The 24,014-nt window shown below is 59.6% G+C and carries 28 protein-coding genes and 1 pseudogene; 16 read left to right on the top strand and 13 right to left on the bottom strand.

Going from position 1 to position 24,014, the window contains the following annotated elements; all coding sequences use genetic code 11:
- Nucleotides 1-31: 31 nt before the first annotated feature.
- Together ACP7EG_RS16370 and ACP7EG_RS16365 are read right to left on the bottom strand one after the other, a co-directional pair.
- The gene (locus ACP7EG_RS16370) at nt 32-727 is read right to left on the bottom strand and encodes a class I SAM-dependent methyltransferase (protein ID WP_426088451.1); all 696 of its coding nucleotides are present in this window, start codon (nt 725-727) and stop codon (nt 32-34) included.
- Nucleotides 728-738: 11 nt separating this feature from the next.
- Complete coding sequence (locus ACP7EG_RS16365; protein WP_426088450.1) at nt 739-1,629, bottom strand: NAD(P)/FAD-dependent oxidoreductase; 891 nt, start codon at nt 1,627-1,629, stop codon at nt 739-741.
- A gap of 159 nt (nt 1,630-1,788) precedes the next feature.
- On the opposite strand from ACP7EG_RS16365, the gene ACP7EG_RS16360 reads away from it, so the two are divergent.
- Complete coding sequence (locus ACP7EG_RS16360; protein ID WP_426088449.1) at nt 1,789-2,223, top strand: Rrf2 family transcriptional regulator; 435 nt, start codon at nt 1,789-1,791, stop codon at nt 2,221-2,223.
- Between the two features lie 57 nt (nt 2,224-2,280).
- Nucleotides 2,281-2,881: pseudogene (locus tag ACP7EG_RS16355) on the top strand (IS6 family transposase).
- A 218-nt stretch (nt 2,882-3,099) separates the two neighbouring features.
- Here ACP7EG_RS16355 and ACP7EG_RS16350 read toward each other — a convergent pair.
- Complete coding sequence (locus tag ACP7EG_RS16350; RefSeq protein WP_426088512.1) at nt 3,100-3,714, bottom strand: TetR/AcrR family transcriptional regulator; 615 nt, start codon at nt 3,712-3,714, stop codon at nt 3,100-3,102.
- Between the two features lie 82 nt (nt 3,715-3,796).
- Here ACP7EG_RS16350 and ACP7EG_RS16345 point away from each other — a divergent pair, with 82 nt between their 5' ends.
- From ACP7EG_RS16345 to ACP7EG_RS16335, 3 genes are all read left to right on the top strand, one after another.
- On the top strand, nt 3,797-4,612 hold the full coding sequence (locus ACP7EG_RS16345) for an inositol monophosphatase family protein (RefSeq protein ID WP_426088448.1): 816 nt from the start codon (nt 3,797-3,799) through the stop codon (nt 4,610-4,612).
- Nucleotides 4,609-5,265: an NAD(P)-binding oxidoreductase gene (locus ACP7EG_RS16340; RefSeq protein ID WP_426088447.1), complete on the top strand. Its 657-nt coding sequence runs from the start codon at nt 4,609-4,611 to the stop codon at nt 5,263-5,265. Before ACP7EG_RS16345 ends, ACP7EG_RS16340 begins: the two co-directional genes overlap by 4 nt.
- A gap of 131 nt (nt 5,266-5,396) precedes the next feature.
- Complete coding sequence (locus ACP7EG_RS16335) at nt 5,397-5,855, top strand: IS6 family transposase (protein WP_426088511.1); 459 nt, start codon at nt 5,397-5,399, stop codon at nt 5,853-5,855.
- A 123-nt stretch (nt 5,856-5,978) separates the two neighbouring features.
- Here ACP7EG_RS16335 and ACP7EG_RS16330 read toward each other — a convergent pair whose 3' ends face one another.
- Entirely contained in the window at nt 5,979-6,887 is a 909-nt protein-coding gene (locus ACP7EG_RS16330; RefSeq protein ID WP_426088446.1) for a LysR family transcriptional regulator, read from the bottom strand.
- A 116-nt stretch (nt 6,888-7,003) separates the two neighbouring features.
- Here ACP7EG_RS16330 and ACP7EG_RS16325 point away from each other — a divergent pair, with 116 nt between their 5' ends.
- The 4 genes from ACP7EG_RS16325 to ACP7EG_RS16310 all read left to right on the top strand — a co-directional run bounded on the left by ACP7EG_RS16325 (nt 7,004) and on the right by ACP7EG_RS16310 (nt 9,631).
- Nucleotides 7,004-8,080: an aldo/keto reductase gene (locus ACP7EG_RS16325; protein ID WP_426088510.1), complete on the top strand. Its 1,077-nt coding sequence runs from the start codon at nt 7,004-7,006 to the stop codon at nt 8,078-8,080.
- Nucleotides 8,081-8,082: 2 nt separating this feature from the next.
- Nucleotides 8,083-8,670: a flavodoxin family protein gene (locus ACP7EG_RS16320; protein ID WP_426088445.1), complete on the top strand. Its 588-nt coding sequence runs from the start codon at nt 8,083-8,085 to the stop codon at nt 8,668-8,670.
- Nucleotides 8,671-8,702: 32 nt separating this feature from the next.
- Nucleotides 8,703-9,149, top strand: a complete 447-nt coding sequence (locus tag ACP7EG_RS16315) for an ester cyclase (RefSeq protein WP_426088444.1) — start codon at nt 8,703-8,705, stop codon at nt 9,147-9,149.
- 236 nt (nt 9,150-9,385) lie between these two features.
- Nucleotides 9,386-9,631 (top strand): MipA/OmpV family protein, encoded by a 246-nt coding sequence (locus ACP7EG_RS16310; RefSeq protein WP_426088443.1) that lies wholly within the window; start codon nt 9,386-9,388, stop codon nt 9,629-9,631.
- 66 nt (nt 9,632-9,697) lie between these two features.
- Here ACP7EG_RS16310 and ACP7EG_RS16305 read toward each other — a convergent pair whose 3' ends face one another.
- Nucleotides 9,698-10,636 (bottom strand): LysR substrate-binding domain-containing protein, encoded by a 939-nt coding sequence (locus tag ACP7EG_RS16305; protein ID WP_426088442.1) that lies wholly within the window; start codon nt 10,634-10,636, stop codon nt 9,698-9,700.
- Nucleotides 10,637-10,886: 250 nt separating this feature from the next.
- Here ACP7EG_RS16305 and ACP7EG_RS16300 point away from each other — a divergent pair, with 250 nt between their 5' ends.
- The 6 genes from ACP7EG_RS16300 (at nt 10,887) to ACP7EG_RS16275 (ending at nt 15,768) form a co-directional block, all read left to right on the top strand.
- Complete coding sequence (locus ACP7EG_RS16300) at nt 10,887-11,786, top strand: NAD-dependent epimerase/dehydratase family protein (RefSeq protein ID WP_426088441.1); 900 nt, start codon at nt 10,887-10,889, stop codon at nt 11,784-11,786.
- On the top strand, nt 11,783-12,622 hold the full coding sequence (locus ACP7EG_RS16295) for an oxidoreductase (RefSeq protein ID WP_426088440.1): 840 nt from the start codon (nt 11,783-11,785) through the stop codon (nt 12,620-12,622). The genes ACP7EG_RS16300 and ACP7EG_RS16295 overlap by 4 nt, the downstream gene beginning before the upstream one ends.
- A gap of 10 nt (nt 12,623-12,632) precedes the next feature.
- The gene (locus ACP7EG_RS16290; protein ID WP_426088439.1) at nt 12,633-13,148 is read left to right on the top strand and encodes a nuclear transport factor 2 family protein; all 516 of its coding nucleotides are present in this window, start codon (nt 12,633-12,635) and stop codon (nt 13,146-13,148) included.
- 83 nt (nt 13,149-13,231) lie between these two features.
- Nucleotides 13,232-14,389, top strand: coding sequence for an alkene reductase (locus ACP7EG_RS16285; RefSeq protein ID WP_426088438.1), 1,158 nt, complete (start codon nt 13,232-13,234; stop codon nt 14,387-14,389).
- A 180-nt stretch (nt 14,390-14,569) separates the two neighbouring features.
- Entirely contained in the window at nt 14,570-14,968 is a 399-nt protein-coding gene (locus tag ACP7EG_RS16280) for a nuclear transport factor 2 family protein (RefSeq protein WP_426088437.1), read from the top strand.
- Nucleotides 14,969-15,000: 32 nt separating this feature from the next.
- Nucleotides 15,001-15,768 carry an SDR family oxidoreductase gene (locus tag ACP7EG_RS16275; RefSeq protein WP_426088436.1) on the top strand — a complete coding sequence of 256 codons (768 nt, stop codon included), beginning with the start codon at nt 15,001-15,003 and terminating at the stop codon, nt 15,766-15,768.
- Between the two features lie 469 nt (nt 15,769-16,237).
- Here ACP7EG_RS16275 and ACP7EG_RS16270 read toward each other — a convergent pair whose 3' ends face one another.
- Genes ACP7EG_RS16270 through ACP7EG_RS16260 form a run of 3 tightly spaced genes read right to left on the bottom strand, consistent with a single transcriptional unit; the run spans nt 16,238 to nt 17,420 of the window.
- Nucleotides 16,238-16,672 carry a hypothetical protein gene (locus ACP7EG_RS16270; protein WP_426088435.1) on the bottom strand — a complete coding sequence of 145 codons (435 nt, stop codon included), beginning with the start codon at nt 16,670-16,672 and terminating at the stop codon, nt 16,238-16,240.
- Between the two features lie 53 nt (nt 16,673-16,725).
- The gene (locus ACP7EG_RS16265; protein WP_426088434.1) at nt 16,726-17,190 is read right to left on the bottom strand and encodes a MepB family protein; all 465 of its coding nucleotides are present in this window, start codon (nt 17,188-17,190) and stop codon (nt 16,726-16,728) included.
- Entirely contained in the window at nt 17,187-17,420 is a 234-nt protein-coding gene (locus ACP7EG_RS16260; RefSeq protein ID WP_426088433.1) for a hypothetical protein, read from the bottom strand. Before ACP7EG_RS16260 ends, ACP7EG_RS16265 begins: the two co-directional genes overlap by 4 nt.
- 93 nt (nt 17,421-17,513) lie before the next feature.
- On the opposite strand from ACP7EG_RS16260, the gene ACP7EG_RS16255 reads away from it, so the two are divergent.
- Complete coding sequence (locus tag ACP7EG_RS16255) at nt 17,514-17,876, top strand: TfoX/Sxy family protein (protein ID WP_426088432.1); 363 nt, start codon at nt 17,514-17,516, stop codon at nt 17,874-17,876.
- Here the strand turns inward: ACP7EG_RS16255 and ACP7EG_RS16250 are convergent.
- From ACP7EG_RS16250 to ACP7EG_RS16230, 5 genes are all read right to left on the bottom strand, one after another.
- The gene (locus ACP7EG_RS16250) at nt 17,865-18,869 is read right to left on the bottom strand and encodes a 2-hydroxyacid dehydrogenase (protein ID WP_426088431.1); all 1,005 of its coding nucleotides are present in this window, start codon (nt 18,867-18,869) and stop codon (nt 17,865-17,867) included. The genes ACP7EG_RS16255 and ACP7EG_RS16250 overlap by 12 nt on opposite strands.
- A gap of 87 nt (nt 18,870-18,956) precedes the next feature.
- Complete coding sequence (locus ACP7EG_RS16245; protein WP_426088430.1) at nt 18,957-20,150, bottom strand: hypothetical protein; 1,194 nt, start codon at nt 20,148-20,150, stop codon at nt 18,957-18,959.
- A gap of 46 nt (nt 20,151-20,196) precedes the next feature.
- Nucleotides 20,197-21,387 carry a hypothetical protein gene (locus ACP7EG_RS16240; protein ID WP_426088429.1) on the bottom strand — a complete coding sequence of 397 codons (1,191 nt, stop codon included), beginning with the start codon at nt 21,385-21,387 and terminating at the stop codon, nt 20,197-20,199.
- 2 nt (nt 21,388-21,389) lie between these two features.
- The gene (locus ACP7EG_RS16235; RefSeq protein ID WP_426088428.1) at nt 21,390-22,949 is read right to left on the bottom strand and encodes an MBOAT family O-acyltransferase; all 1,560 of its coding nucleotides are present in this window, start codon (nt 22,947-22,949) and stop codon (nt 21,390-21,392) included.
- Nucleotides 22,939-24,012, bottom strand: a complete 1,074-nt coding sequence (locus ACP7EG_RS16230; RefSeq protein WP_426088427.1) for a glycosyltransferase family 4 protein — start codon at nt 24,010-24,012, stop codon at nt 22,939-22,941. The genes ACP7EG_RS16235 and ACP7EG_RS16230 overlap by 11 nt, the downstream gene beginning before the upstream one ends.
- Nucleotides 24,013-24,014 lie beyond the last annotated feature (2 nt).

Genomic DNA, 24,014 nt, shown 5'->3' with positions numbered 1-24,014 from the left:
CACCGCAGTCCGTGGTCGGTGCCGAACGCCCTTAGTCAGGTTTCTGGTGACCGGCGATCCCCACCCAGCCACGAAAGGAAAAGGCGGCATAGAACAAAGCGACATCTACAAAACCGGCCTCACGCAACAGCTCTTCTTCCTCGGGGGGAGCGAGTAGCGACAGGCTTTCAGTCATCATCCTGCCTGTGTCTGTGGCCCTCGCCCAGTCGAAGCCGGCTCGATGGCCGAACGCAACAGAGAGCTTCATCCACCGGCTAGGATCAGGGCCGGGTGCCGAGTGACCAGCAATCACGATGCTAGCGCCAGGTTTCAGACGGTGGCGGATTTCACGCAACGTATTCAGCCGCTCGCTTCGATCGATGTGGTGGAGTGTGAGCAGGCATACTGCGCCGTCGAAGGGGCCGGCCGGCGCCTGATCAACGGTCCCGTCCAACAGATCGATCCGGTCCGCGAATGGCATTACCGTCTGGCGCGCCAGGTTCAGCATAGCCGGCGAAGGATCCACACCGGTAAAGCGCCAACCCGGTTGCGCTTCGGCCAATGCTTTGGTTTCCATTCCGCCTCCGGCGCCGACGACAAGAATATGTGCTGCATTGGGAGCTTGTTCGGCAAGCAGCAACATCGTCATGCGATGGAGATCTACCAGTCCTGGCACTTTGCGAGGAGCATCATCCGTATAGGACGCGATAGCGCCCGAGTTAGCATAGGGCGAAGGTTTGCCGGTCATTATATGTTCCCTCATAAAATTAACGAGCGATGGATGGCCAGTGCGGCCATGACCCCGTCGGCACACGCAAAAGTAACAGTGTGGCCCGAGCGTGTGATGTCGCCAGCGGCGAAGACGCCGGCGACATTTGTTGCTTTCATCTCGTCCACGGTGACAGAGGATCCCAACTGCCCAGCTTCGATTGCACAGCCGAGCCGTTCGGCGATGTCGCTGCTAAAGCGATAAGGTGGGCCGATGAAGAGCGCGTCCAGCGGTTGCTCATTGCCGTTGCTGAGCCTGATTGCAAACGGCGCCGCGCCCTCCCCCACTAGACATTCAATGGGCGCGGGTTCGATCGTGACACCCCGCCGCACGAGATCCGCAGCCGCGTCCTGCTCAATCGCGCCTCCATTGAGAAAGAAAGTCGTCGGCCCCCATTCAGGAATCAAAGAAGCCTGATGAACCGACATAGGCGATAGGTTTAGCACGCCAAGCCGTTTCCCGTTGAATTCATAGCCATGGCAATAGGGGCAGTGAATCACGGATTTACCCCAGCGCTCGGCCACTCCTGGAAGATCGGGCAGGATGTCTGTAATCCCGAACGCAAGTAGCAGCGTGGTGCCCGACACGACCTCACCTTTCGTCAACGTGACGCTGAAAGCGTTGTTTACATGCACCGCGTCCACGGCCGCCTCGTCGACGAAACGTACTGTCGGGTAGGCTGCCACCTGGGCGCGCATGGTCGCGAGCATGGTCATGGGATCGCTGCCATCCTGGGCAAACACACCGTGTGAAGCGCTGGCGAAGCGGTTGCGGGGCGCGCGCGTGTCAAGAACGCACACTGAGCGACTCGCGCGCCCAAGATAGAGGGCGGCCGACAGCCCAGCGAAACTGCCCCCGATGATGATCGTGTCGTATCGCACTATAATCTCCTATTTTATAATCTCTTGTTTCTGCGGCGCTGAATAGCAAGACCTAAATGACGAGTGGCAAGTCATGTATCTTTTAATGATACGTGTCGAGGCATTTCATGTCAACGTCCACCGTAGCAAAGCAAGCATAGTCAAATTAAAGGTCACACGATGAACAGAGACACTCGACTCTCTGACGTACTGCACGTCCTCCTGCACATGGGCCAAGTCGACGAGCCGCTCACTTCCGAGGTGCTGGCGCGGAGCATGGGTACCAATCCGGCCGTGTTTCGGCGCACCATGGCAGGGCTGCGCAATGCGAACTTGGTTCGCTCCGGCAAGGGACATGGCGGAGGGTGGCAACTGACGCGTCCGTTACACCAGATCACGCTGCTAGCTATCTATGAGGCCCTCGGCCGCCCCAACCTTTTCGCCATAGGCAATCGCAGCCGCCATTCGGACTGTCTGGTGGAGAAGAACGTCAATGCCGTTATGGTGGCTACGATGGCTGATGCAGAAGCTGCCTTTGTTAAACGCTTTGGCGAGATCACACTGGACGAGATCGCACCGCGTCAGCCTGCCCCGGTGCAGGTTCTGTCGCATTAGCAAACCGTCGATGGCGGATCAAGTAAACTACGGCGCCCGAACCTTGGATGAACCGATATGCTCAACTTCAAAGGAGTGCGCTTTCCGATCGAGGTGATCCTGGTCTGCATTCGCTGGTACGTGGCATACCCGCTGAGCTACCGCCACTTGGAAGAAATGATGCAGGAGCGCGGCGTGTTGGTCGACCATTCATCGATCAATCGATGGTCGGTCCGATTTCTGCCGCACATCGAGAAGATGGCCCGCAAACACAAGCGTCCCGTCGGCGACAGCTGGCCAAGCAGGGCAATACCGTCGACTTCCTGCTGACGGCGAAGCGCGACATGGCCGCGGCGCAGCGCTTCTTCGATGAGGCCATGGCGGCGAACGGCGATCCGGACAAGGTCGCGATGGACAAGAGTAGCGCCAACAAGGCGGCGATCGATGCGAGCAACGCCCGGCGCGACGTGTCAATCTTGGTGCGCCAGGTTAAATACCTCAACAACATCGTCGAGCAGGACCATCGCGCCATCAATCGTTCCGCTCCGCCAGCTCGGTGCTCGCCGGCATCGAACTTATACATATGATCCGCAAGGGCCAGTTCGCAATCGACGGCGTCGATGCAATGTCGTTCGCCGGCCAATTTTCTGCGCTGGCAGGAATGGTCCGTCCAGTTTGATGGGCAATGTGCAATGCTGGAAAAATTTCGCCCCCTGATCAGCAACGCGACAGAACCCGCTTTTGACCCAAAGCACCCATTGATCTCGCAAACAGGCACGTGAGCATTACGTTTGCTTCATTTCACTTTTCACGGTGAGGTGTTTGGGCTCCAGCGGCAATTTGGGTCACCTGACGTCTCCCGCTATAAGTGATTAAATAGGCGCCAGCTTTACAAAATCAGTCCGATGTTCCATCGAGATAACCAGTCACAGCCCGTACGACGCGGGTGGTCAGCACATCTTCGTCAGTTTCGCCGCGTCTACCTGCCGCATCGACCATACCCAGCGTTATTGCCATGACGTCGCCCACCACCGTGTTGAATTGCAAGTCAGGGATACCAGCCTGAATTAGGTAGGTACGAATCACTTCTGCCGCGCGCGTGCCTTGGCTGCGCATTAGGTCGCTTGGCGGCATGCGCGCTTCTTCGAGGTCAAGCAGGCGCGCAAGGCCGGCTTGCCGCAGTTGCTGCGCGACCGCGATGCGAACTACGTGCTTAATTCCATCCCGCCCTTTAGCTGCAGGGTCGATTAGCAAGATGGCTCCCAGCAGTGCTTCCGAGCGACGTTCAATGAGCGCGCGCGTAACCGAATCCCGATTGGGAAAATACTGGTAGACCGATCCAATGCTGACACCAGCACGCGCCGCGACGGCATTTGTCGTGTAACCGTCAAAGCCCCCCACTTCAAGAATGTGAGCAGCAGCTTCCAAGATGGCCGCGACGGTAGCGGCTGAACGTTGCTGGCGGGGCGTTTTACGAGGCAAGAGATGGGATGGAGTGGGCAATGGCGGCATGACGGAAAATGCGAGTATTAAAAGTGAGCGAATGCTCATATTATTGATGCATCTTCTCTCCAAACGCAAAGGATTTTTCATCATGAACCAGAACGAACTTCAGTCCTTGTTGCCCGGCGTGATTAACGCCGTAAAAGCGGCCGGCCACATCTTGGTAAAGCGTTTTTCAAGCGCCGGCGCCGCCCGCCAGGACTTCCCGACATTAATTTCAGCAATCGACGCCAACGACGCTTCGGTCGAAAACGCTCTACGTGCCGCTCTTCTTGCCATTCGCCCGGATAGCGGCTGGATTGACGATGAGGAAGCCGGCGGCGCGTTACCCCCAGGCGAGTGGTGGGTAGCCGACCCCGTGGAAGGCAATGTCAACCATGTGCACGGCGGCGCCGTATGGGGCGTCACTGCCGCGCTGGTACGCGACGGCGTGCCGGTTCTTGCAGTCGTGTATGAACCACTGCGGGATCGGCTTTACACAGCGATACAGGGCGACGGAGCATGCTGCAATGGGGAGAAAATGCTCGTCTCCAACAAGCGCGACCTGCGCGCAGCGTTGGTCGGTACAGGGCAAGCTCGACCCGGTGAGGGGGCAGCAGTCCATGAGGCCATATCGGCATCAGTGCAAACAATGCTGAATGCGGCATTACTCGTGCGGATGGCAGTGCCTGCGACCTTCGAGATCGCCGAGGTGGCGAGCGGACGCATGGACGCCTTCTGGCAATACACCCAGGTCCGGTCCGGATTGGCCGCTGGCGTTTTGCTTGTTGCCGAGGCAGGCGGCGTCGTTACCGATACGCGAGGGAGGCCGTGGCACTTCGGGAGCGAGGACATTCTCTTGGCGGCACCGGGCGTGCACGCTGCTGCTGTTGCATCTCTGGCATCGACATCGAAGGTGACGCCATGAAACGCTATGCAGTGATTGGCGCCAGTAGCGGTGTCGGACGCGAGATCGTCGAACGCCTGGCTCTCCGTGGCGATGTCGTCCGCGCTATCGCAAGGACCCCAAAAGCTGCGCAAGACCTGGTTGAACCTTGGGCTGCCGACGTGACCGATGCTGCGGAGATGCATCGCGCGCTCGAAGGCGGCTTCGATGCGGTTTTCTTCACCGTTGATATACATGGCAAGGGTTTGCAGCGAGATCAGGTGCGGAAAGTCATGGTTGAAGGCGCATCGAATGCAGTCGCTGCCGCCAAAGCCAACGGCGTGAAGCGTTTCGTTCTTTTGTCGGTAATTGGTGCAGACAAGGGATCATGGGTGTGGTGGCTGTTGAACGCAATGAAGCCCGGTATGCGCGCCAACGTCCTGGAACGTGAGCAGGCTTTAGCCATAAGTGGGATTGAATTCGTGATCTGTCGGGCAGCCCGGTTATTGGACGGCGAGGATGTACGTCCGACCATGGTGACCCAACCCCGGCACCGCCTAAGCATGGGAAGCACCATAAAGCGTGGCAATCTCGCAGAAGCCCTTGTGGAGGCGGCGGATCAAGCGCCGCCCAACAGCAGTTGGGATGTTTTTTCCACAGCGCAGGATCAAGTGTCAAAGCAGTGGGCTACTTGATCGGCATGGGAGGACGTTGCTAGTCCCTGGCTTTTACAGATGAAATTTCGAACATGCTTTGGCAAGCCGGTACTGTCAACTTAACGGCAGCCCGCAAAATTTTGTAAAGTAACGGGACAAAAAATTCTCAAATTTACCGTGGCTTTCGCTACCCTCCCGAGATCATCACTCACGTAGTGTGGCTCTACTTCCGGTTCTCGCTAAGTTTTCGCGACATCGAGGAACTGGTGGCCAGTCGCGGCATCATTGTTACCTACGAGACGATCCGCCAATGGACGTTGAAGTTCGGACCGCGATATGCCAACGAACTGCACCGGCGTCAGCCGCAGCGTGGGGACAAATGGCATCTCGACGAGGTGGTGCCAACCATCAAGGGCAGGCACCATTACCTGTGGCGCGCAATCGATCGGGATGGCCATGTGCTCGACATTCTCATGCAAAGCCGGCGTAACAAGCAGGCGGCGAAACGCTTTTTCCGCAAGCTTCTCAAGGGCCTGCGATACGCCCCACGGGTGTTGGTCACCGACAAGCTGAAGAGCTACGCCGCGGTACCGGCACGTACGTGCTCACGCATTTTCTCTGTGGAATGAGGTCACCGGCGTAGACAACATCCTGTAATCGCATCAATTTCGTTGACCAAACCCAGGCAGTCGGGCTTGGATCCTCGGAACTCGTCTCTTGGATTCGTCAAGTTGACAGTGCCGTCGCAACACCTAACGGTCCAGATAAGGCAACAGGATGTTTTCAAGCCACTCGATGAAGATACGGACCCGGCGCGACAGGTTATGTCGGTGTGCTACCACGATAGATACGGGCAAGGATTTCGGGCGCAAGTCCGGGAGAACTTCGATTAGCTCACCACTGAGAAGGAAAGGCTTCAGGCTTAACAGCCCTGCCTGGATGAGCCCGAGCCCAGCCAGCCCGGCGCCATGATAGGTCTGCACGTTATTGACGCTGAGAGATCCGGCAAGTGCCAGTACCGCGTAGGTTTCACCTGTAGGATACTCCCAGCCGAACGGCCGGCTGCCCAATGTCGGGCAATAGTGAACCATGCGGTGTTTCTGAGTAGACAGGTCTTCCAGCGTCCTGGGCACACCATACCGCTTCAGGTAGGCAGGACTGGCCGCATTGACCATCCTTAACGCACCAAGTGTGCGCGCAACCAGCGTCTCGTCGACGATTCCGCCAACGCGCAATACGCAATCCATGCCTTCGGAAATCAGATCGACGCGCCGGTCGGTGCTGGATATTTCCAGCTCGAGGTCCGGATAAGCATCCATGAAGGATGGCAGCGCAGGCAAGACAGTGGAGCGCGCGAATTCGGTTGGCAAATCGATGCGCAGACGGCCGCTGAGAGGTGCCTCGCCTCCAACAAACATCGCACTGAGCTCCTCGGCATCTGCAAGCAAAGCACGCGCACGCAGGTAAAAGCTGCGCCCGTCCTCCGTTAACTGCACCGTTCGGGTTGAGCGGTGCAGCAGGCGTGCACCGACCTGTTGCTCCAGTTCGCGCACGACGTTCGATGCCCGTCCCTTCTGAATGCCGAGACTCGCCGCCGCGCGCGTGAAGCTGCCCATTTCTGCAATGCGAACAAAGATCGTCAGTGAATCAAGATTTTGCATTGTGATTTATTTTGGTAACAATGAGTTTTTATTGGCGTACTTTATAACATAAATCTCGCAGCGCATACTGGACTCTTCTGCAGCAAGCAAGGCTGCTCCGCAATAAGGAGACGATGATGCGCTACAAGCAATTGGGTAACACCGGGCTCTTCGTGTCCGAGTTATGTCTCGGCACGATGACCTTTGGCCCCGCAGGACAGGCAGGCCTGTATCACGATATCGCTGGGATGGACCAGCCGACGGCGGATGGCATCGTTGAACAATGCATCGCCGCAGGGGTCAATTTCTTCGATACGGCGGATGTCTATACGCATGGCCATTCCGAACGCATGCTGGGCCAGTCATTGAAGAACCTCGGTGTGGCGCGCAAGGATGTCGTCATCGCCACGAAGGTATTCAACCCATCCGGCCTTGGCCCGAACGACCGGGGCGCCTCGCGCGGACACATCATGGATTCGGTCGAGGCGAGCCTGGACCGTTTGCAGCTTGACTACATCGACCTCTACCAGTTGCACGCCAACGATCCCGTCACACCGATCGAGGAAACGCTACGGACACTCGATGACCTCATTTCGCGCGGACTGGTGCGTTACGTCGGCGTCTCGAACTGGCCGGCTTGGCGGATCGCCAAAGCCAACGGCTTGGCCAGTCGCCATGGATTTGCGCGCTTCGAAACAGTACAAGCCTATTACTCCATTGCGGGCCGGGATCTCGAGCGTGAAATCGCGCCTATGCTGACCGAGGAAAAAATGGGCTTGCTCGTCTGGTCACCACTGGCAGGCGGTCTGCTGTCGGGCAAGTTTGGTCCTGATTCGATGCATGAAGGGCGGCGCGCGACATTCGATTTTCCGCCCGTCGACAAGAACAAAGCCTGGGATTGCGTGGCGATCATGCGCCTCATCGCCGAGAAGCATGCCATCAGCGTGGCTGGCATCGCATTGGCCTACATCCTTACAAAGTCCTTCGTGACGTCGGTCATCATTGGCGCAAAACGCCCCGAACAGGTCGCACAGAACCTGGCCGCCGCCGACCTCGAACTCGATGCCGGCGATCTCGCCACGCTCGACAATGTCAGCCAGCTCATGCCCGAATACCCTGGTTGGATGATTGAACGGACGGCGCCGACACGCATGCCGTCAGGTAAACAAGTCATGCCCATTACTACTTCCCCCCACCCCACGTTAAAGGTTTGATCATGAGCATTCGTTCCACTGAACTAAAAGGCGTTGTCATTTTCCATTCCGGCTATGGTCACACGACTCGGATGGCCGAAGCCGTCGCCGGAGGCGCGCAAGCGGAGCTGTTGCAGATCGACGCCGAAGGAAATTTGTCTGACGAAGCATGGGCACAGATCAACGCAGCGCACTATGTCATTCTCGGGTCGCCGACGTACATGGGCGGGCCCAGCTGGCAATTCAAGAAATTCGCCGATGCGTCATCCAAGCCATGGTTCAGCGACCTGTGGAAGGACAAGGTGTTTGGCGGCTTCACGAATAGTGCGAGTGTCAACGGCGACAAGCTGGCAACGCTGCAGTACTTCACTTTACTCGCTGCGCAGCACCGCGGCATCTGGGTAGGAGTGGGACCGAAGTCCTCCAACACGAAGGCCTCCCAGCGCGACGACATCAATCGCATGGGCTCCTTTCTCGGCGCGATGGCGCAGACGCCTGCCGACGCTTCGCCCGAAGAGATGTCATCGGGCGATCTCGAGACGGCCAGTCAATACGGCGCACGCGTTGCCGAGATTGCAGACAGATTATTTTTGACCGCTGCGAAGCCTTAATGCCTTTTCAATCAACTCAAGGAATCAATCTTATGAATATGTCAAAAACAGACTTGTCCGAGCTGCTACGCACCGAACGCATTGCAGTCGAAACACTGTATCGGGCATTCAGCGAAAAAAATCCCGATCTGGTCGATACCGTACTGGCGCCATCGTGGGAAGACATTCCGCTGGCCCCAGGGCAGGAACCCGGTCCGGCCGGCATCAAGCCCATCATTCGCATGGTTACCGCCGCATTTCCGGACATGCAATTGACCATCCACGACATGCTCCAGGAGCCAGGCAAGATTGGCGTGCGCGCCGAGATCAGCGGTACACATTTGGGCGATCTGTTCGGTATCGCGCCAACCGGCAAAAAGGTGAGCTTCCGCTTGCACGAGTTTCACACAGTCGCCAACGGCCTGCTCACTACCACGTGGCACATGGAAGACTGGTTCGGGTTGTTCATGCAGCTTGGCCATTTCCCGCCACAAGGTTGAAGCATTTCCGCGAAGGCCAGCCAGGCGAACAAGTGCGGCCCGGCGTTGCAGCAGGGCGCGCCGGGCTGAGCTGCTGACTTGCTGATCTGGCGCCAGGGTCACGGCCAACCAGGGCCACCCGGTCAGTCGCGGTTATTGCCGGTTCATGCCCATGGAATACTGGTCGATCTGGCTGTACGCAGGTTTGCTCTCAGTTATCACTGGTTTGATGTACGCGCTGGTAGCAGTTATCTCGCATGGCAAAAAACCGCATCAACGAGAAAGTGGCGGCCGATATCGACAGGGATATGGATCAAACCGCCAAACTGGCACAGATCAAGGACGTCAGGGCAAAAATGTCAGTCAGCTACGCTTATTCGAAGGCCGTTGCATTGACCGCCGGCGTTACCTTCAGCGAGCTCGAAAACGATGCAAAAGACAGTCCTGTGGTTCGAAAAAATCACGATGTCAGCAGTGTGTTCGCCGTGACCTACGGTTTTTAACCAAGGTGACATCCCTCGCTGCGGTGCCGAAAAAACATGCACCGCAGCCGTACCTCACCGGCTATGTCATTCAGGCTCGACATTCGAGGCCACGTCGTTTCGAGCCAAATATCGGTCCGGCTTTCCCAATGGAACATGCTCGCTAACGAAGTCAATAAATGCGCGCAGCTTGGGGGTCATATGTTTTCCTGACGGCCAAAGTAAGCGGAAGGTATTTTTTTCGAATGTGTAATCTCCCAGCACTTGCAACAGTGCGCCTGTTTGCAATGCCTCTGTGACTGTGAAGTCCGACATATAAGCAATGCCAACGCCCTCCAATGCAAAGCAGCGGCGAGCTTCGTTGGTATTGCAGGTGATGCGACGGCCCAATTGAAGCTCGGCTTCACCTGCTTCGCGATGTAGTTGCCAGGTCTGCAGCCGGCCGGTATTGGGCATACGGAATTGGATGCAGTCATGCTCTAGCAGATCCCGAGGATGTTTTGGTGTGCCACGTCGTTCGAGATATTCAGGCGCCCCCACCAGCAGCATCTGAAATGCGCCCAGTATGCGCGACGTCAGGCGCGAATCGTCAATGCTGCCGCTGCGGATCACCGCATCATACCCCTCATCGATCACGTCGACATGGCGGTTATCGAAATCCAAGTCCAGTTCCACTTCCGGGTATTGTTTCTGGAATGCGGCCAACGTCAGCACAAATGGTTCACTGATCATCGGCAGGCCAATGCGCAGCCGGCCGGTTGGGATACGGGTCGTCTGCGAAAGCTCGGCTCGCGCAGCGTCGACTTCCTCCAAGATGCGGCGTGCGCGTTCAAGGAACATTTCACCCTCGGCTGTCAGCGTCACGCTGCGGGTACTGCGGTGGAACAGGCGTACCCCCAAGCTTTTCTCCAGCCGCGTGACGCTCTTGCCGATGCCGGATGCGGACACGCCGACAACTCGTCCGGCAGAGACAAAATTGCGCGTATCGGCCACGTGCACAAAGACCTTGATGGCAAAACTGTCCATGTCGTATTTCTCCTCATGCGGACAGAGTGTCCGGTTCATCTGGAAGTCTAACCCACTTAATGCTGAGCCCAATCCAAGTTATCTTGAATGCGTCGGAGAGTTGGGCGCATTGTCACCAGATATCCACCCAGTATCTCCGACGCAGAACCCCGGATGCAATGTCACCACGCGGAAATCGCTTGGCAGTCCAGGTCGTCATCGCAATGCGCACGCCAACTCGGCACGGTGCGCAGTTCAATCAGGAGATTCCATGAAACTTTTTATCACCGGCGCCACAGGATTTGTTGGCGGTAGCGTCGCCCGTCGTTTAATTGAAGCCGGCCACAGCGTACGTGGCCTGGTGCGCGACAGCGCCAAGGCAGAACAACTGAAAGCAATCGGCATCACACCCGTGCTGGGCACACTCGAAGACCACGCGCTGTTGGTCAGTGAGGCAAAGCTGGCCGATGGCGTGATCAACATGGCCGATAGCGACCACATGGCAGCTATCGAATCGTTCATCGAGGGGTTGACGGGCTCGAACAAGCCATTACTGCACACCAGCGGCTCGAGTGTCATTGGCGACGATGCGCGTGGCCTACGCCTCAACGAAGCCATCTTTGACGAGGACACGCCATTGCTCATTGACCCGGCCAAGCAGCCTCGCCGTGACGTTGACCTGAGAGTGCTGAGGGCGGGCACCGAGGGTGTTCGCGGAGTCGTTATCTGCCCGAGCAATATATACGGCACCGGAACCGGCCTGACACCGGTCAGTTTCCAGATTCCGTTTTTGGTCAATCGGGCCCGCGAGAACGGTGTAGTGCGTATCGTCGGGACCGGCGTCAATCGCTGGTCTAACGTGCATATCGACGATGTGGCGGAGTTGTTCCTGCTGGCGGTCGAAAAAGCTCCGGCAGGCGCCTTCTATTTCATTGAAAACGGTGAGGATTCGTTCGCCGATATCGGTGCGGCGATTGCCCGTCGTATGCAGCTCGGACCAGTCGAGTTTGTCTCGGCTGAGGAGGCGGCAAAAGAATGGGGGGAAATGCACGCATTCTTCACCTTTGGTACGAATAGCCGGGTTCGCGCGAAACGGGCGCGGTGCGAACTTGGTTGGACTCCGCGCCACTCCTCCGCGCTGGCATGGATAGAACAGGAGATGCCGGTATGAACAAAGTCTGGTTTATTACCGGCAGTGCTGGCGGCATCGGTGCCGGAGTTGCACGCGCAGCCCTAGCTGCCGGGGATTCCGTCGTGGCTACCGACCTCGATTTCAAAAAGCTCACTTCGCTCTACGCAGACAATGCCGGGCACGTGCTTCCCGTGGCCTTGGACATTCGGGATTCACTGCAGGCTGCCGAGGCTGTAGCGGCCGCATTAGCACGCTTCGGTCGCATTGACGTGCTGGTGAATAACGCCGGTTATGGCCAGTTTGGTCCATTTGAAGAAATTGACGCAAACGCCATCGAACGTCAGTTCGCCACCAATGTCTTTGGTACCTTTAATGTGACACGCGCTGTTCTTCCCAGCATGCGGCACCGGCGCGCTGGCCATGTGATCAACATGTCCTCGAATGGTGGCTTCAAAGGTGTCGCCGGCGCGTCGATGTATTCGTCCACGAAGTTCGCAATTGAGGGATTCTCCGAATCTCTCGCTCAAGAAATCGCGGGTTTCGGAATCAAACTGACCATCGTCGAGCCTGGAGCGTTCCGTACCGATTTCCTCGACAGCAGCATGCTGAAATTGGGCACGCGCAGCCTGAACGACTACACCGATTTTCGGAGCCGGGCCGCAGCGGTGTTCGAAGCGCGTAACCACCAGCAGGTCGGGGATCCCGCCAAGCTGGGACAAGCCCTGGTACTACTCGCCGGCGAACGCATGCCACCGCTGCGCTTTGTAGCCGGCGCAGATGCGTTGAAGGTCGTCGATGACAAGCTCGCCGCCGTCGCGGCTGAATTAACAAAGTGGCGCAGCCTTTCGCTGTCCACTGATTTCCCTCATTTTTAAGAAAGTCACCATGACTAAGCCTACGCCTCAGCAGCAAGAAATTTCCCAAGAAGACGTCCTGGCGCGTTTGGACGCCGTGGAAAGTCACATCGCCATTGAACGCTTGATTGCCACATACGCACAGGCCTTCGACCGACGCGATGAAGCAATGTTGCGCAGTATCTGGCACGACGACGCTCGTCTTTCGCTTGGCGCCGCCTTCGGCGATTTTGCCGGAATTGACCCAATCATCGCGTCGGCCCACGCCAATTGGGCAGCTATGCCAAACATGCATCACTGGATGGCCAACTCGATCATCGACCTGGACGGCGAGCGGGCGACGGCGAAGGTCGCGGTTGACTGCCTCTGTACCCACGTCAGCATGGGCCAGGTTCAAATCAGTGGCCTGTATCACGACCATTTCGAGCGTCGGGCAGGTCGCTGGGCTTTCACCGTCCGTGAATTCGAAATGCATTTCCTTACACCATTACAAAACTGGGTGCCTCTCGCCGGCATCGAGGCGGCCGACGCCTTGATCGCATCCTGATTCGGTAGTTTACCGGAACGTATCACCCATTGGCTGGCCCGGAATCTCATTGCCGCGTCAGTCTCCTCATCCAGGAAAAGACCATGAAACTGCTGCAATCTTACAATTTTGGCGGCTTGCGCCTGCGTAACCGTGTCGTGATGGCGCCTCTAACTCGTTCGCGCGCACCTGACGACATTGCCGACGAGATGACCGCCATCTATTACGCTCAACGTGCCACCGCAGGTCTGATCATTTCGGAAGGCACTCCTATTTCGCGAGAAGGCCAAGGGTATTTATTCAACCCCGGCATCTATACCCCCGCGCAAATCGCTGGCTGGCGCAAAAGCACGGACGCGGTGCATCAGGCGGGAGGCTGGATTTTTGCGCAGTTGTGGCACGTCGGGCGTGTGTCCCATACATCGATTCAGCCCAATGGCGCGGCACCGGTCAGTGCCAGCAGCAAAGTGGCGAATGGCGCGCTGGCGTTTGGGTATGACGAGACGGGTACACCGGCATTTGTGCCAACCTCGGTCCCGCGCCAGTTGAGTACCGCCGAAGTTGCAGGGCTGACTGGAGACTTCGTCGCCGCAGCCGCGAACGCCATAGAGGCAGGCTTCGATGGCGTTGAATTACACGGTGCAGGCGGATACATATTTGAACAATTCTTGAATCCAGCAGTAAACGACAGGAGCGACAAATATTCCGCTGCGCCTATGGAGAACAGGCTTCGCTTCCTGCTTGAGACGGTTGACGCAGTCGCTGCGCGTATCGGCGCGCACCGCGTTGGCATCCGATTCTCACCGTTCGGCAATTTGTTTGACATGCCGGCCTACAGCGACGCAGAGCAAACATACCTGGAACTGGGACGCGAACTGGCCGAGCGAAAAATCGCATATATCCACTTGATGGACCAATCAGGTTTCAAATTGGGGGACTCCGTGCTTCCGGCCAATACGCATTTCCCCCGTCTTCTGGAGAAGCTGCGGAACGCCTTCCACACAGGGGCCATTATTGTTGCAGGCGGACTCACGCAAGAACGCGCAAGCAAATTGATTAGTGACGGTACGATTGATCTGGCCGCGTTCGGTGAGCCGTTCATCGCAAATCCAGACCTCGTGGCGCGTTTTGAAAACGGCTGGCCACTAGCGCCGGCTGACCGGGCAACCTTTTATGGTGGAGGTGCAGCAGGCTACATCGACTACCCGGCCTATGGTGTCGACAAAAAAGCCAGACCGGATGCTCCCGATGAAACAGACTAAACCCCCAAGCCCGAGCACCGCGCCTGGCGAACAGCAAGACTCCTTAAACAGGGTGAAGGACAGATCGTCCGCTGAGTCTGGACTTTACCCCACCTTTATCCGCGCAAGGAACGAAGATATCGTCGTTCTTGCCGTCTCACGACGCTGAGTGAATTCTCCCTCAATCACCAAGGAGAAAGCATGATCGATCTGAACAATGAAGCGGTAGACCTTGCTCAGCAACTGGAAACACAACGCTGGGCAACGTTACTGAAACCGGATTTCGAGGCCTGTGACGCCCTGCTATCAGACGAAGCGGTATACATCCATTCAACCGGCATTCGCGATGACAAAGCCGCGTTTTTGAAAAAATTTCGTGCAGGTGTTTTCGTGTTTCACAGTGCCAGCTTCGAGCTGGAATGCGTCAGCGCCATCGGCGACGATGCATTCGTCGCTACTGGCTCGCTGAGAATGACAGCAACCGTCGGCGGCATTGACAAGAGTATGCATTCGCTGTTCTCAGCGGTCTGGCGCCGCGAATCGGGTTTTTGGCGCCTCCTGAACCTTCAGACGACAGCCATACCGAAAGCAAGCGTTTAGTCTTTTCGTTTTATCTTTAAAGGAGTATCAGCATGTCGAACAAGCAAAGAGTCTATGTGATTACGGGGGCAGCGTCCGGTATCGGCCTTGTCACCAAACAATTACTGGAATCGCGTGGCCACCGCGTCATCGGCGCAGATCTGCACAACGCGGAGGTCATTGCCGACCTCAGTACGGCGCCTGGCAGAGCCGCGCTAGTCAATCAGGTCACCTCCATCAGCGGCGGCGCCATCGACGCAGTGCTGGCCGTCGCAGGCGTGGACATCAACGGGCCACTCACCGTCGCCGTCAACTACTATGGCGCAATTGCCACCTTAGAAGGGTTGCGACCACTTATGTTGACCTCCGATTCGCCGCGCGCGGTCGCGGTCTCTTCGATAACGTCGGTCCATCCTTTCAATGAGCAGCTGTTGAACGCAATGCTCGAAGGGACTGAAACCTTGGCGCTCGAGAAGGCCGCCGAAGAAAAATTCGTGTATGCCACCAGTAAGCGAGCACTGTCCCGCTGGATACGACGCAATGCACTGAAGGCCGAGTGGGCAGGTGCGAATATTCCGCTGAACGCCATCGCGCCAGGCCTGGTGAAAACGGAGCTGTTGCAACGTCTGTTTGATGAGCCAGAGACAAGGAAGCGCATCATCGCCGGCACGCCAATGCCGCTGGGTGGACCGTTCGAGCCAAGCGCCGCTGCCGAGCTGTTGGCATTTCTCGCGGGTCCTGAAAATGGCCACATCACTGGTCAAAGCATTTTCATCGACGGCGGTGCCGATGTCGTGATTCGGGGTGACGCAACCTGGTAAAGTATTGCTACGCTGCCGTCCGGATATCCCATATTGGCTCGGGCGGTCAGGATGGCGGCATTGATAGACCGAGAGCGCCAATATCCATATTGATTGTTGAAGATGAATCGAAGATGGGTGCCTATCTGCGCAAAGGGCTCATTGAGTCTGCATTCAATGCCGACCTTGCGCAGTCTGGATGCGACGGCTTGCACCTGGCCGTATCGCGCCGCCGTATGAGCTTGGCGAGACAAAATGTCGTGCGTGTTCACTCATGAAGCCGTCACGCGCCAGGACACCGGCAGAAACGTTCTGCGGGTCCGACTCATCGCGCCGAATCAAACGGGCGAATGTGTAGGTCTTCCCCTTTCATATAGAAAATAGTCCTACAAAAGCGATACGATTTTTCATACAACTCATTTGCTTCCCGAATAAAACAATCCGACTCGAAAAAAGTGTCTGTTTATGGCCGGCATGGCGACCCAGCTGACTATCCCGCTGGCGCCGCGCACTTCTTTACGGTACCCGCGTCATATTCGAACGATACGCTATTCGTTCCCTGGCCGCGGTACATGCTCTCGCCTTCCCTGATGGTCACCTGCGCGCCCATCTTGCACAGCACGGCCGGTGCGCGCTGCACCCAGTCCAGCCTGCGCAAGGTGGCGATATTCCTGTCCCGCAGCGCCGCGCTCCAGCCCTCATCCTTGAAGCGCACCGAGTAGACCGCATGATGCAGCTGCACCCGGCTCGTCCGGTCAATCACATTCCCGCCATTCTGCAGCACTTCCGCCAAGTCACTCTCGATGAACTGCATCACGTCCGCACCACGCTTGGGCGTGTCATTGCGGCCAAACTGATAAAAAACGAAGATCGCAAAGGCGGCAAATAGTACCTGATACATTTTTCCATCAAAAAAAGATTTCATTCCCGCTTTCCCATGCTATTCAGTATGTGCACCCTGCCCTTGGGCCAGCAACGTCAGGCGATGTCCAGCAGCCTTGCCAGCCGCGGCTGATCGCCTGCCGCCACAAACCATCCTACCTGCCAGCGCTGCGTGCGCAGGGCCTGGGCAGATTCTGGCGCGCACCAAGGCGGATACACGCGCAGCGCGCGCTTGCCGCCGCTGCCCGCGCGCGACATCACGCCCCGTTCGAGCAGCACGCTGCGCGGAAAAATGAAAAAGCCGTGCTGCGCGCCGTCGTCCACGGCGATGATGACGATATCGACGGGGTCCGCTTCATCCAGCGGGGCGATCTCGGCATCGGGATGGGGGCGCTTCCAGACGGTGACGAACTGGCCGGTTTTCGTCGGCGTGGTTTTGGCCACGCGCAAGACCAGCCGCTTGCCGTGCAGTTCGGTGCGGCAGGCGCCGTAGTCCGCGCTTTCCGCTTCCGGCACGGGCGCTTGCGGCAAGCCCAGGAAGGCCCATGGACTGGCCTTCATTGCGCGCTGAACTCGGCTGCGGCCTTGGCCGCCCACAGCGCCTCGGCGTGGCTGGCAAACGGGCTGTCATAACCGTCAACATGGCCGTCTTCGTCGATAAAATACAGCCACCAGCCGTCGCCCTGCTCGCGGATGGCTGTCTGGCCCGGCGCGCAGTGGGTTTCAACCGGCTGGTCGGCGGCCAGGGTGGCGATGGTGATGCCGCGGTGAGTAATCAGGTGGGGTGTCATGGCAGCTAATGCAAAATAAAGAGTGGCGATAGTGTAGCCCCGCCGGCCTATCCTGGCCAGTGCGCTACACTGTTCGTTCACTCGGAGGACGACATGGCATCACAGCAAGGCACGGTGGATTTTTTGCTCGACCAGCTGGCGGGCACAGGCAGCATCAACGCGAAAAAAATGTTTGGCGAGTACGGCTTGTACTGCGACGGCAAGATGTTCGCCATCGTCGCCGACGACCAGCTGTTCATCAAGCCGACGGACGCGGGCCGCGCCTGGATCAGTACGATGAGCACGCCGCAGGAGGCGCCGCCCTACCCGCAAGCCAAGCCGTATTTCCTCATCGATGGCGGCCTGTGGGACGAGCGCGACTGGTTGTCCCAGCTGGCGCGGCGCACGGCGGACGCCTTGCCGCTGCCGAAACCCAAGCCGCCGCCCAAGCCCAACAAACCGGCTTCAAGCAGCTAAGACGCTGTTTTCACACGCCTTGCCCTGCAGGAAGCATTGCAGGTTGTGATAGGTGATGGCGGCGATCTCGCGCAGCGCTTCGATGGTGAAGAAGCCCTGGTGGCCCGTCACGAGCACGTTCGGGAAGGTCATCAGGCGCTGGAAGATGTCGTCGTCAATGATGTCGGACGAGCGGTCCTGGAAGAACAGATTGCTTTCCTGTTCGTACACGTCGATGGCCAGGGAACCCAGCTGGCGCGATTTGAGCGCTTCGATGACGGCGCCGGTGTCGATCAGGCCGCCACGCGAGGTGTTCACCAGCATGGCGCCCTTCTTCATCAGCGGCAAGGTGGCTTCACTGATCATGTGGCGCGTGCTGTCCATCAGGGGGCAATGCAGCGAGACGATGTCGGACTCGGCCAGCAGTTGCGGCAGTTCCACCATCGTGCCCAGCTGCGCGAACGCGGGCGCCGGATACGGGTCGTGGCCCAGCACCGTGCAGCCAAAACCCTTGAAGATGCGCGCCGTGGCCAGGCCGATCTTGCCCGTGCCGACGATGCCCACCGTCTTGCCGTGCAAGGTGGAACCCAGCAAGCCATCGAGCGAAAAATTGCCTTCGCGCACGCGGGCATATGCGCGGTGCGTGTGGCGGTTCAGCGTCTGCACCAGGGCCAGCGTGTATTCGGCCACGGCTTCCGGCGAATAGGCAGGCACGCGGGCGACAAACAGGCCCAGGCGCTTCGCTGCTTCCAGGTCGAGGTTGTTGTAGCCGGCGCAGCGCAGCAGGATGGCGCGCACGCCATAGCCGTGCAGGGCTTCCAGCACGGGCGCGTCGAGCACGTCGTTGACGAACACGCAAACGGCCTCGGCGCCTTGCGCCAGGATCGCGGTTTCCTGGCTCAGCAAGGCGCTGTGGTAGACCAGTTCGATGCCATTCGGCTCGGGTTGGGAGGGCAAGGCTTCATCGAAGAAACGGCGGTCGTAGGGCTGGCTGGCAAAGAAGGCGATTTTCATGGTGAGTCCTGGAACTTGCTGAATGGCAAAACAGCATCATAGCGCAAGCGCCCTGCCCCACGGCGTACGCCTGGTACCGTTGATCGCCTATTTGGCTTCGCGGGGCAAGGTCAGCACGTGGCGCAGATACGCCGTTTCTTCGGCGTGCTGCAGGTGGTAGCGCTCGCGCGCGGCGCGCATGGCCGCCTGGTGGGCCGCGATGCCCGTTTCCGTCAGCTCGACGCCGAAGTCCGCCGGCACCGGCTCAGGGCCGCCGAACAGGCGCGCCAGGATGAAGCGGCCCACATTGTCGCGGTAGTGCGATGCTTCCCAGTAATAGCGCATGTCGCGCGCGCCCGTCACCTGCGGGATAGCTTCGCTGGTGATGCTGTTGAAGCCGGAAAAATCAAACAGGCGCACGTTACAGCCCTGGCGCCGGTAGCGCCCGGCCATCCGCGCCAGGTCGCGCTGCCATGTTTCCATGGCGTCCCACTTGCCGCGCCAGTACAGGGCGTCGAGCGTGAGCGCATGCGTGGGATTGATGTACAGGCGCAAGCGCGTGCCGCCCCGGCACAGTTTGCCGACGCTGGCATCGAAGGCGCGCAGCGCAGGTTCGGTCGGCCCCAGGCCATCGCCGAATTCCTGCAGGCGCGGCGTGAAGGCGCGCGCCGTGCCGGTCCAAGTACGGTTGCGGCTGGTGAGGCAGGACTCGTCGCGCTGGCCGTGCAGCGCCAGGCTGGACAGGCAGACGCCGTCATAGTTGCCGCTGAGGATGCGCCAGGTGTCGCGCGTCATGTCGACAGTCAGGCCGCGCTTGATGTTGAGCAAGGCGCGCCGCGCGAAGAACGCGGGGCCGGCGGCCGTCAAGCCCGGCTCCACGCCGGCCGAGCCCAGTTCCAGCGAGAACGAGGGGGCGTCGATGCCCCACACCATGGTGTCGACATGGCTGACCCTGGCCGCGTGCTCGGCCAGGCGCATGGCCTCGCCGATGGAGGCACCCGAGACGGCGCTGTTGAAGACACTCTTGCCTTCAAATAAAGTGCGCGCACTGTTCGCCGGCAAGCCCATTTCCGTGCGCGAGTTGCCGATATACACGATGGCGGGCCGATAGCGCGCCACGGCATACGTCTTGCCCCACACGCTGAGTTTTTCGGTCGTCGGGCGCAATCGCTGCAGCAGCGGGCTGTCCCACTGGTGCAACAAGTACGGGTCGACGTGGTAATTCACGGCCGAAACGAGGGCCAGCGCGGCCAGCACGCAGGCAAGGAAGATGGCGAGGTAGCGGCGGGCAGTGGTATCCATGGTCAGCATTGGAAGGTGAAAAATGGCGTATTTGTGGGGCTTTGCATCAACGCCGGATCAGCGGCCCGTCCAGCACCCGCTGCGCATAGGCCGCCTCGCGCGCATGTTCCACACGATAGCGCTCGCGCGCGGCGCGCGTGGCCGCCTGGTGGGCGTCGATGTTGGCCTGCGTCAGTTCCACGCCGAAATCGGCCGGCGCCGGCGTGTCGCCGCCAAACAAACGCGCCAGGATCAAGCGGCCCACATTGTCCCGGTAGTGCGACACTTCCCAGTAATAATGCATGTCGGGCTTGCCGCTGACGAGCGGGGTCGCTTCGGTCGTGATGCTGTTAAAGCCGGAAAAATCAACCAGGCGCACGTCGCAGCCCTGCCCCCGGTGGCGCTCGACGAGCTGCACCAGGCCGCGTTGCCAGGCCTGCATGGCATCCCACTTGCCGCGCCAGTGCAGCGCGTACAAGGTCAGCGCGTGCGTGGGGTTGATGTACAGGCGCAGGCGCGTGCCGCTCCGGCACAGCTTGCCGACACTGGCGTCGAGCGCTGGTGTCGAGGGCGGTGTCGGCCCCAGGCCATCGCCGAATTCCTGCAGCCGCACGGGAATGGCATCCTTCGTACCGAGCCAGTGCTTGATACCCTTGAGGGTGCAAGTCTCGTCGCGCTGCCCGTACACGGCCAGATTAGAGCGGCAGGTATCGCCCGCATGGCCTGTCAGGATGCGCACGCTGTCCTGCGTCATGTCCAAGGTCAGGCCGCGCTTCAGGTTGACCAGGGCGCGCTGGACGAAGAAGCCGTGCCGGGCGCCCGTCAGGCTGTCCTCCACGCGCGCCGCGCCCATGTCCAGGGAAAAAGTGGGTGCGTCGATGCCCCAGACCATGGTCTCGACGCGGCTGACCCTGGCCGCATGCTCGGCCAGGCGGATGGCGTCGCCGATCGAGGCGCCGGACACGGCGCTGTTGAAAATCCTCTTGCCGTCGAACAAGGCACGCACGCGCGTCGGCAAACCCATTTCCGTGCGCGAATTGCCGATGTAGATGATGGCCGGCCGGTAGCGCGCCACGGCATAGGTCTTGGCCCAGGCGCCGAGCTTTTCGTTCAGTTGGCGCGGACGCTGCAGCAATGGACTGTCCCACTGGTGCAGCAGGTAGGGGTCGACCTGGTAATTCATGAACGAGACGGCGCCGAGCACCAGGCCGACGCAGGCGAGGAAGCAAACAAGATAGCGGCGGCCGGCAGTGTCCATGCTCAGAACTGGAAGTAGAGAAATTCGGTGACCCGGTTCATGCCGAAGATGCAGGCGACGAACAGCGCGGCAAACCCCACGCTCCAGCGGCGCGTGGGGCGCCAGCTGAAGGCCCAGCGCCCTGCGGGCTGAAATATTCTTTCAATGGCAGGCTCGTAGAGAAAGAATATTTCTTGCGTGTTTGGCGCCTTGAAAGCCAGCAACATGGCGCCCAGCAGCACGGGCAAGCCGGGACCAGCCAGTTCGATCCAGCGGATGCCGTCGAAGGCGGGATGCAAGCCCCACTGCGCCAGACCGGCCGCATGGCTGGCCAGGCCGCGCGGCAGGCTCACGCCATTCGCCCCCACCAGCGCGCCGGTGATATCCCATGCCGTGGCCACGTCGGGCGCGCGGAAGAAGATCCAGGCCAGCACCACAGCAAGAAAAGTCAGCAAGGTGGGCCACCAGCGCAGCCAGCTGTACCCCGGCGCCGCGCCGAACACCCGCTGCCACGCCTGCTGCAGTACCAGGTACAGGCCGTGCAAGCCGCCCCAGATGACAAAGGTCCAGCCGGCGCCATGCCACAGGCCGCCCAGCAGCATGGTCAGCATCAGGTTGCGGTAACGCATGGCTTCGCCATGGCGGCTGCCGCCCAGGGGAATATATAAGTAATCGCGCAGGAAACGCGACAAGGTCATGTGCCAGCGGCGCCAGAAATCGGCGATATTGGCCGCCTTGTACGGCGAATTGAAGTTCAGCGGCAATTTCACGCCGAACAGGCGCGACAGGCCGATGGCCATGTCCGAATAGCCGGAAAAGTCGAAATACAGCTGGAAGGTGTAGGCCAGCACGCCGATCCACGCCTCGATCAGGGTGGGTGTAGCCCCGGCCGCGAAGACGGGCATGGCCAGCGGCGACAGGTTGTCGGCGATCAACACCTTCTTTGCCAGGCCGATGGTAAAGATCGACAGGCCGATGGCGAAATTGGCGGCGCGCGGATGCGCGTTGGCCGGGTCGGCGAACTGCGGCATCATGTCGCGGTGATGCAGCACAGGGCCGGCGATCAAATGGGGGAAATAGCTGACGAACAGCACGTAATGAATAAAACGGTATTCGCGCACCTCGCCCCGGTAGCAATCGACGAGGAAGGCGATCTGCGTGAAGGTGAAAAACGAAATGCCGATCGGCAGGATGATGTCGAGGCCGGACCACGGCAGGCTGCCAGCGCCAGCTCCAGCGGCCACGGCGACGGCGTTCACGCTGTCGATGAAGAAATTCGCATATTTATAGTACGCAAGCAGCCCCAGGTTCAAGGCCAGGGCTGCCACCAGCACGCGCTTGCGGGCCGCGCCCGCGCGCGCACCGATCAGGCGGCCGGCGCCGTAATTGACGCAGATCGACGCCAGCAGCAGCGGCAAATAGCGCACGTCCCACCAGGCATAGAAGAACAGCGAGGCGAGCGCCAGCCACACGGCTGGCGCCAGGCGCCAGCTGGCGGAGGACGTCAATCGGTCCAGCAGAAAATAGCCAGCCAGCACGATGGGCAGATAGCCGAACAGGAAGGCGAAGGAATTAAACAGCATGCTGCCTCCTGGCAGGCAAGGACTGCAGCTGGTCGTAACAATCGGCAATCTGGGCCGCTACCCGCTCCCACGTAAAACGTTCCACCAGCGCTTGCACGCGGGCACGCTCGGGCGGCATCGCCAGCAAGTCGAGGATGGCCTGGCGCTGCGCGGGGCCATCGTCCCAGGCCACCTTGCGCAGCGCGAACGCGGAATCGGGCAAGTCCAGCGCGCTTTGCGCCGTCATGACGACGGGCGTGCCGGCCGCCAGCGCTTCCAGCACGCTCAAAGGAAACACTTCGCCCTGGCTGGGCAAGGCCGCCACGGCCGCCGCATGGTAGGCGCTGGCCAGCAGCGGGTCGGCGTGGTCGAGCGCACCGAGCCAGCTGACGTGCGGCAATTCCAGCAACTGCTGCAGATACGCCTGCTGTCCGCGCGGCGCGGCGCCGATCAGTACCAGGGGCACGCCGGCCCCTGCCAGCGCCTGCGCCAGTCCCAGCTGGTTTTTATACGGTGAAATGCTGCCCACCATCAGCACGAACGGCCCGGCAATGTCCGTCTCGCGCAGGAACAGATCGCCATTGGCCGTGAAGAAATGCGGATTGATCCCGTTCGGCAAGACGCGGATGGCGTCCGCCTCCATGCCGAAACCTTGCACGATGGCATCGCGCTCGGCCTCGCCCAAGGCGATCACCACGTCGGCCAGCTGCAGGGCGCGCCGCGTTTGCGCATAGCTCGTTTGCACCATCCACTCCGTCAGGCGCCCTGCCAGCCGGTCGGCCAGCCGCGCGCGCCAGGCGCTGGCGCGGCCCCAGCCGGGCGACAGCAGCGGCGACAGCACCACGGGCACGCCTTGCTCACTGGCCATTTCCATGATGCGGTAGGTGCCATTGCTGGCCGAAAACACGTGCAGCACGTCGAAATCGGCCAGCCGCTGGTGGTTGGCGTCGACCAGTTGCACTTCCAGGGGCCGCGCAGCTTGCTGGGGCAGCCGGTTCAGGGCGGCAATGGTTTCGCGTACCTGGATCTGCAAGCCGCCGTCGCGCTGGAACAGCATCGGGTAGGACAAGATACCGACACGCATGG

Source organism: Janthinobacterium sp. PSPC1-1 (genome assembly GCF_049897625.1).
GTDB classification, from domain to species: domain Bacteria; phylum Pseudomonadota; class Gammaproteobacteria; order Burkholderiales; family Burkholderiaceae_D; genus Janthinobacterium; species Janthinobacterium tructae.
This window is presented reverse-complemented; position numbering and strand designations above follow the sequence as displayed.

What these genes read in the sequence shown, in the direction of transcription:
- ACP7EG_RS16370 (WP_426088451.1), bottom strand. Translation starts at nt 727, where the DNA reads ATGACCGGCAAACCTTCGCCCTATGCTAACTCGGGCGCTATCGCGTCC.
- ACP7EG_RS16360 (WP_426088449.1), top strand. Translation starts at nt 1,789, where the DNA reads ATGAACAGAGACACTCGACTCTCTGACGTACTGCACGTCCTCCTGCAC.
- ACP7EG_RS16350 (WP_426088512.1), bottom strand. Translation starts at nt 3,714, where the DNA reads ATGCCGCCATTGCCCACTCCATCCCATCTCTTGCCTCGTAAAACGCCC.
- ACP7EG_RS16345 (WP_426088448.1), top strand. Translation starts at nt 3,797, where the DNA reads ATGAACCAGAACGAACTTCAGTCCTTGTTGCCCGGCGTGATTAACGCC.
- ACP7EG_RS16340 (WP_426088447.1), top strand. Translation starts at nt 4,609, where the DNA reads ATGAAACGCTATGCAGTGATTGGCGCCAGTAGCGGTGTCGGACGCGAG.
- ACP7EG_RS16330 (WP_426088446.1), bottom strand. Translation starts at nt 6,887, where the DNA reads ATGCAAAATCTTGATTCACTGACGATCTTTGTTCGCATTGCAGAAATG.
- ACP7EG_RS16325 (WP_426088510.1), top strand. Translation starts at nt 7,004, where the DNA reads ATGCGCTACAAGCAATTGGGTAACACCGGGCTCTTCGTGTCCGAGTTA.
- ACP7EG_RS16320 (WP_426088445.1), top strand. Translation starts at nt 8,083, where the DNA reads ATGAGCATTCGTTCCACTGAACTAAAAGGCGTTGTCATTTTCCATTCC.
- ACP7EG_RS16315 (WP_426088444.1), top strand. Translation starts at nt 8,703, where the DNA reads ATGAATATGTCAAAAACAGACTTGTCCGAGCTGCTACGCACCGAACGC.
- ACP7EG_RS16310 (WP_426088443.1), top strand. Translation starts at nt 9,386, where the DNA reads ATGGCAAAAAACCGCATCAACGAGAAAGTGGCGGCCGATATCGACAGG.
- ACP7EG_RS16305 (WP_426088442.1), bottom strand. Translation starts at nt 10,636, where the DNA reads ATGGACAGTTTTGCCATCAAGGTCTTTGTGCACGTGGCCGATACGCGC.
- ACP7EG_RS16300 (WP_426088441.1), top strand. Translation starts at nt 10,887, where the DNA reads ATGAAACTTTTTATCACCGGCGCCACAGGATTTGTTGGCGGTAGCGTC.
- ACP7EG_RS16295 (WP_426088440.1), top strand. Translation starts at nt 11,783, where the DNA reads ATGAACAAAGTCTGGTTTATTACCGGCAGTGCTGGCGGCATCGGTGCC.
- ACP7EG_RS16290 (WP_426088439.1), top strand. Translation starts at nt 12,633, where the DNA reads ATGACTAAGCCTACGCCTCAGCAGCAAGAAATTTCCCAAGAAGACGTC.
- ACP7EG_RS16285 (WP_426088438.1), top strand. Translation starts at nt 13,232, where the DNA reads ATGAAACTGCTGCAATCTTACAATTTTGGCGGCTTGCGCCTGCGTAAC.
- ACP7EG_RS16280 (WP_426088437.1), top strand. Translation starts at nt 14,570, where the DNA reads ATGATCGATCTGAACAATGAAGCGGTAGACCTTGCTCAGCAACTGGAA.
- ACP7EG_RS16275 (WP_426088436.1), top strand. Translation starts at nt 15,001, where the DNA reads ATGTCGAACAAGCAAAGAGTCTATGTGATTACGGGGGCAGCGTCCGGT.
- ACP7EG_RS16270 (WP_426088435.1), bottom strand. Translation starts at nt 16,672, where the DNA reads ATGAAATCTTTTTTTGATGGAAAAATGTATCAGGTACTATTTGCCGCC.
- ACP7EG_RS16265 (WP_426088434.1), bottom strand. Translation starts at nt 17,190, where the DNA reads ATGAAGGCCAGTCCATGGGCCTTCCTGGGCTTGCCGCAAGCGCCCGTG.
- ACP7EG_RS16260 (WP_426088433.1), bottom strand. Translation starts at nt 17,420, where the DNA reads ATGACACCCCACCTGATTACTCACCGCGGCATCACCATCGCCACCCTG.
- ACP7EG_RS16255 (WP_426088432.1), top strand. Translation starts at nt 17,514, where the DNA reads ATGGCATCACAGCAAGGCACGGTGGATTTTTTGCTCGACCAGCTGGCG.
- ACP7EG_RS16250 (WP_426088431.1), bottom strand. Translation starts at nt 18,869, where the DNA reads ATGAAAATCGCCTTCTTTGCCAGCCAGCCCTACGACCGCCGTTTCTTC.
- ACP7EG_RS16245 (WP_426088430.1), bottom strand. Translation starts at nt 20,150, where the DNA reads ATGGATACCACTGCCCGCCGCTACCTCGCCATCTTCCTTGCCTGCGTG.
- ACP7EG_RS16240 (WP_426088429.1), bottom strand. Translation starts at nt 21,387, where the DNA reads ATGGACACTGCCGGCCGCCGCTATCTTGTTTGCTTCCTCGCCTGCGTC.
- ACP7EG_RS16235 (WP_426088428.1), bottom strand. Translation starts at nt 22,949, where the DNA reads ATGCTGTTTAATTCCTTCGCCTTCCTGTTCGGCTATCTGCCCATCGTG.
- ACP7EG_RS16230 (WP_426088427.1), bottom strand. Translation starts at nt 24,012, where the DNA reads ATGCGTGTCGGTATCTTGTCCTACCCGATGCTGTTCCAGCGCGACGGC.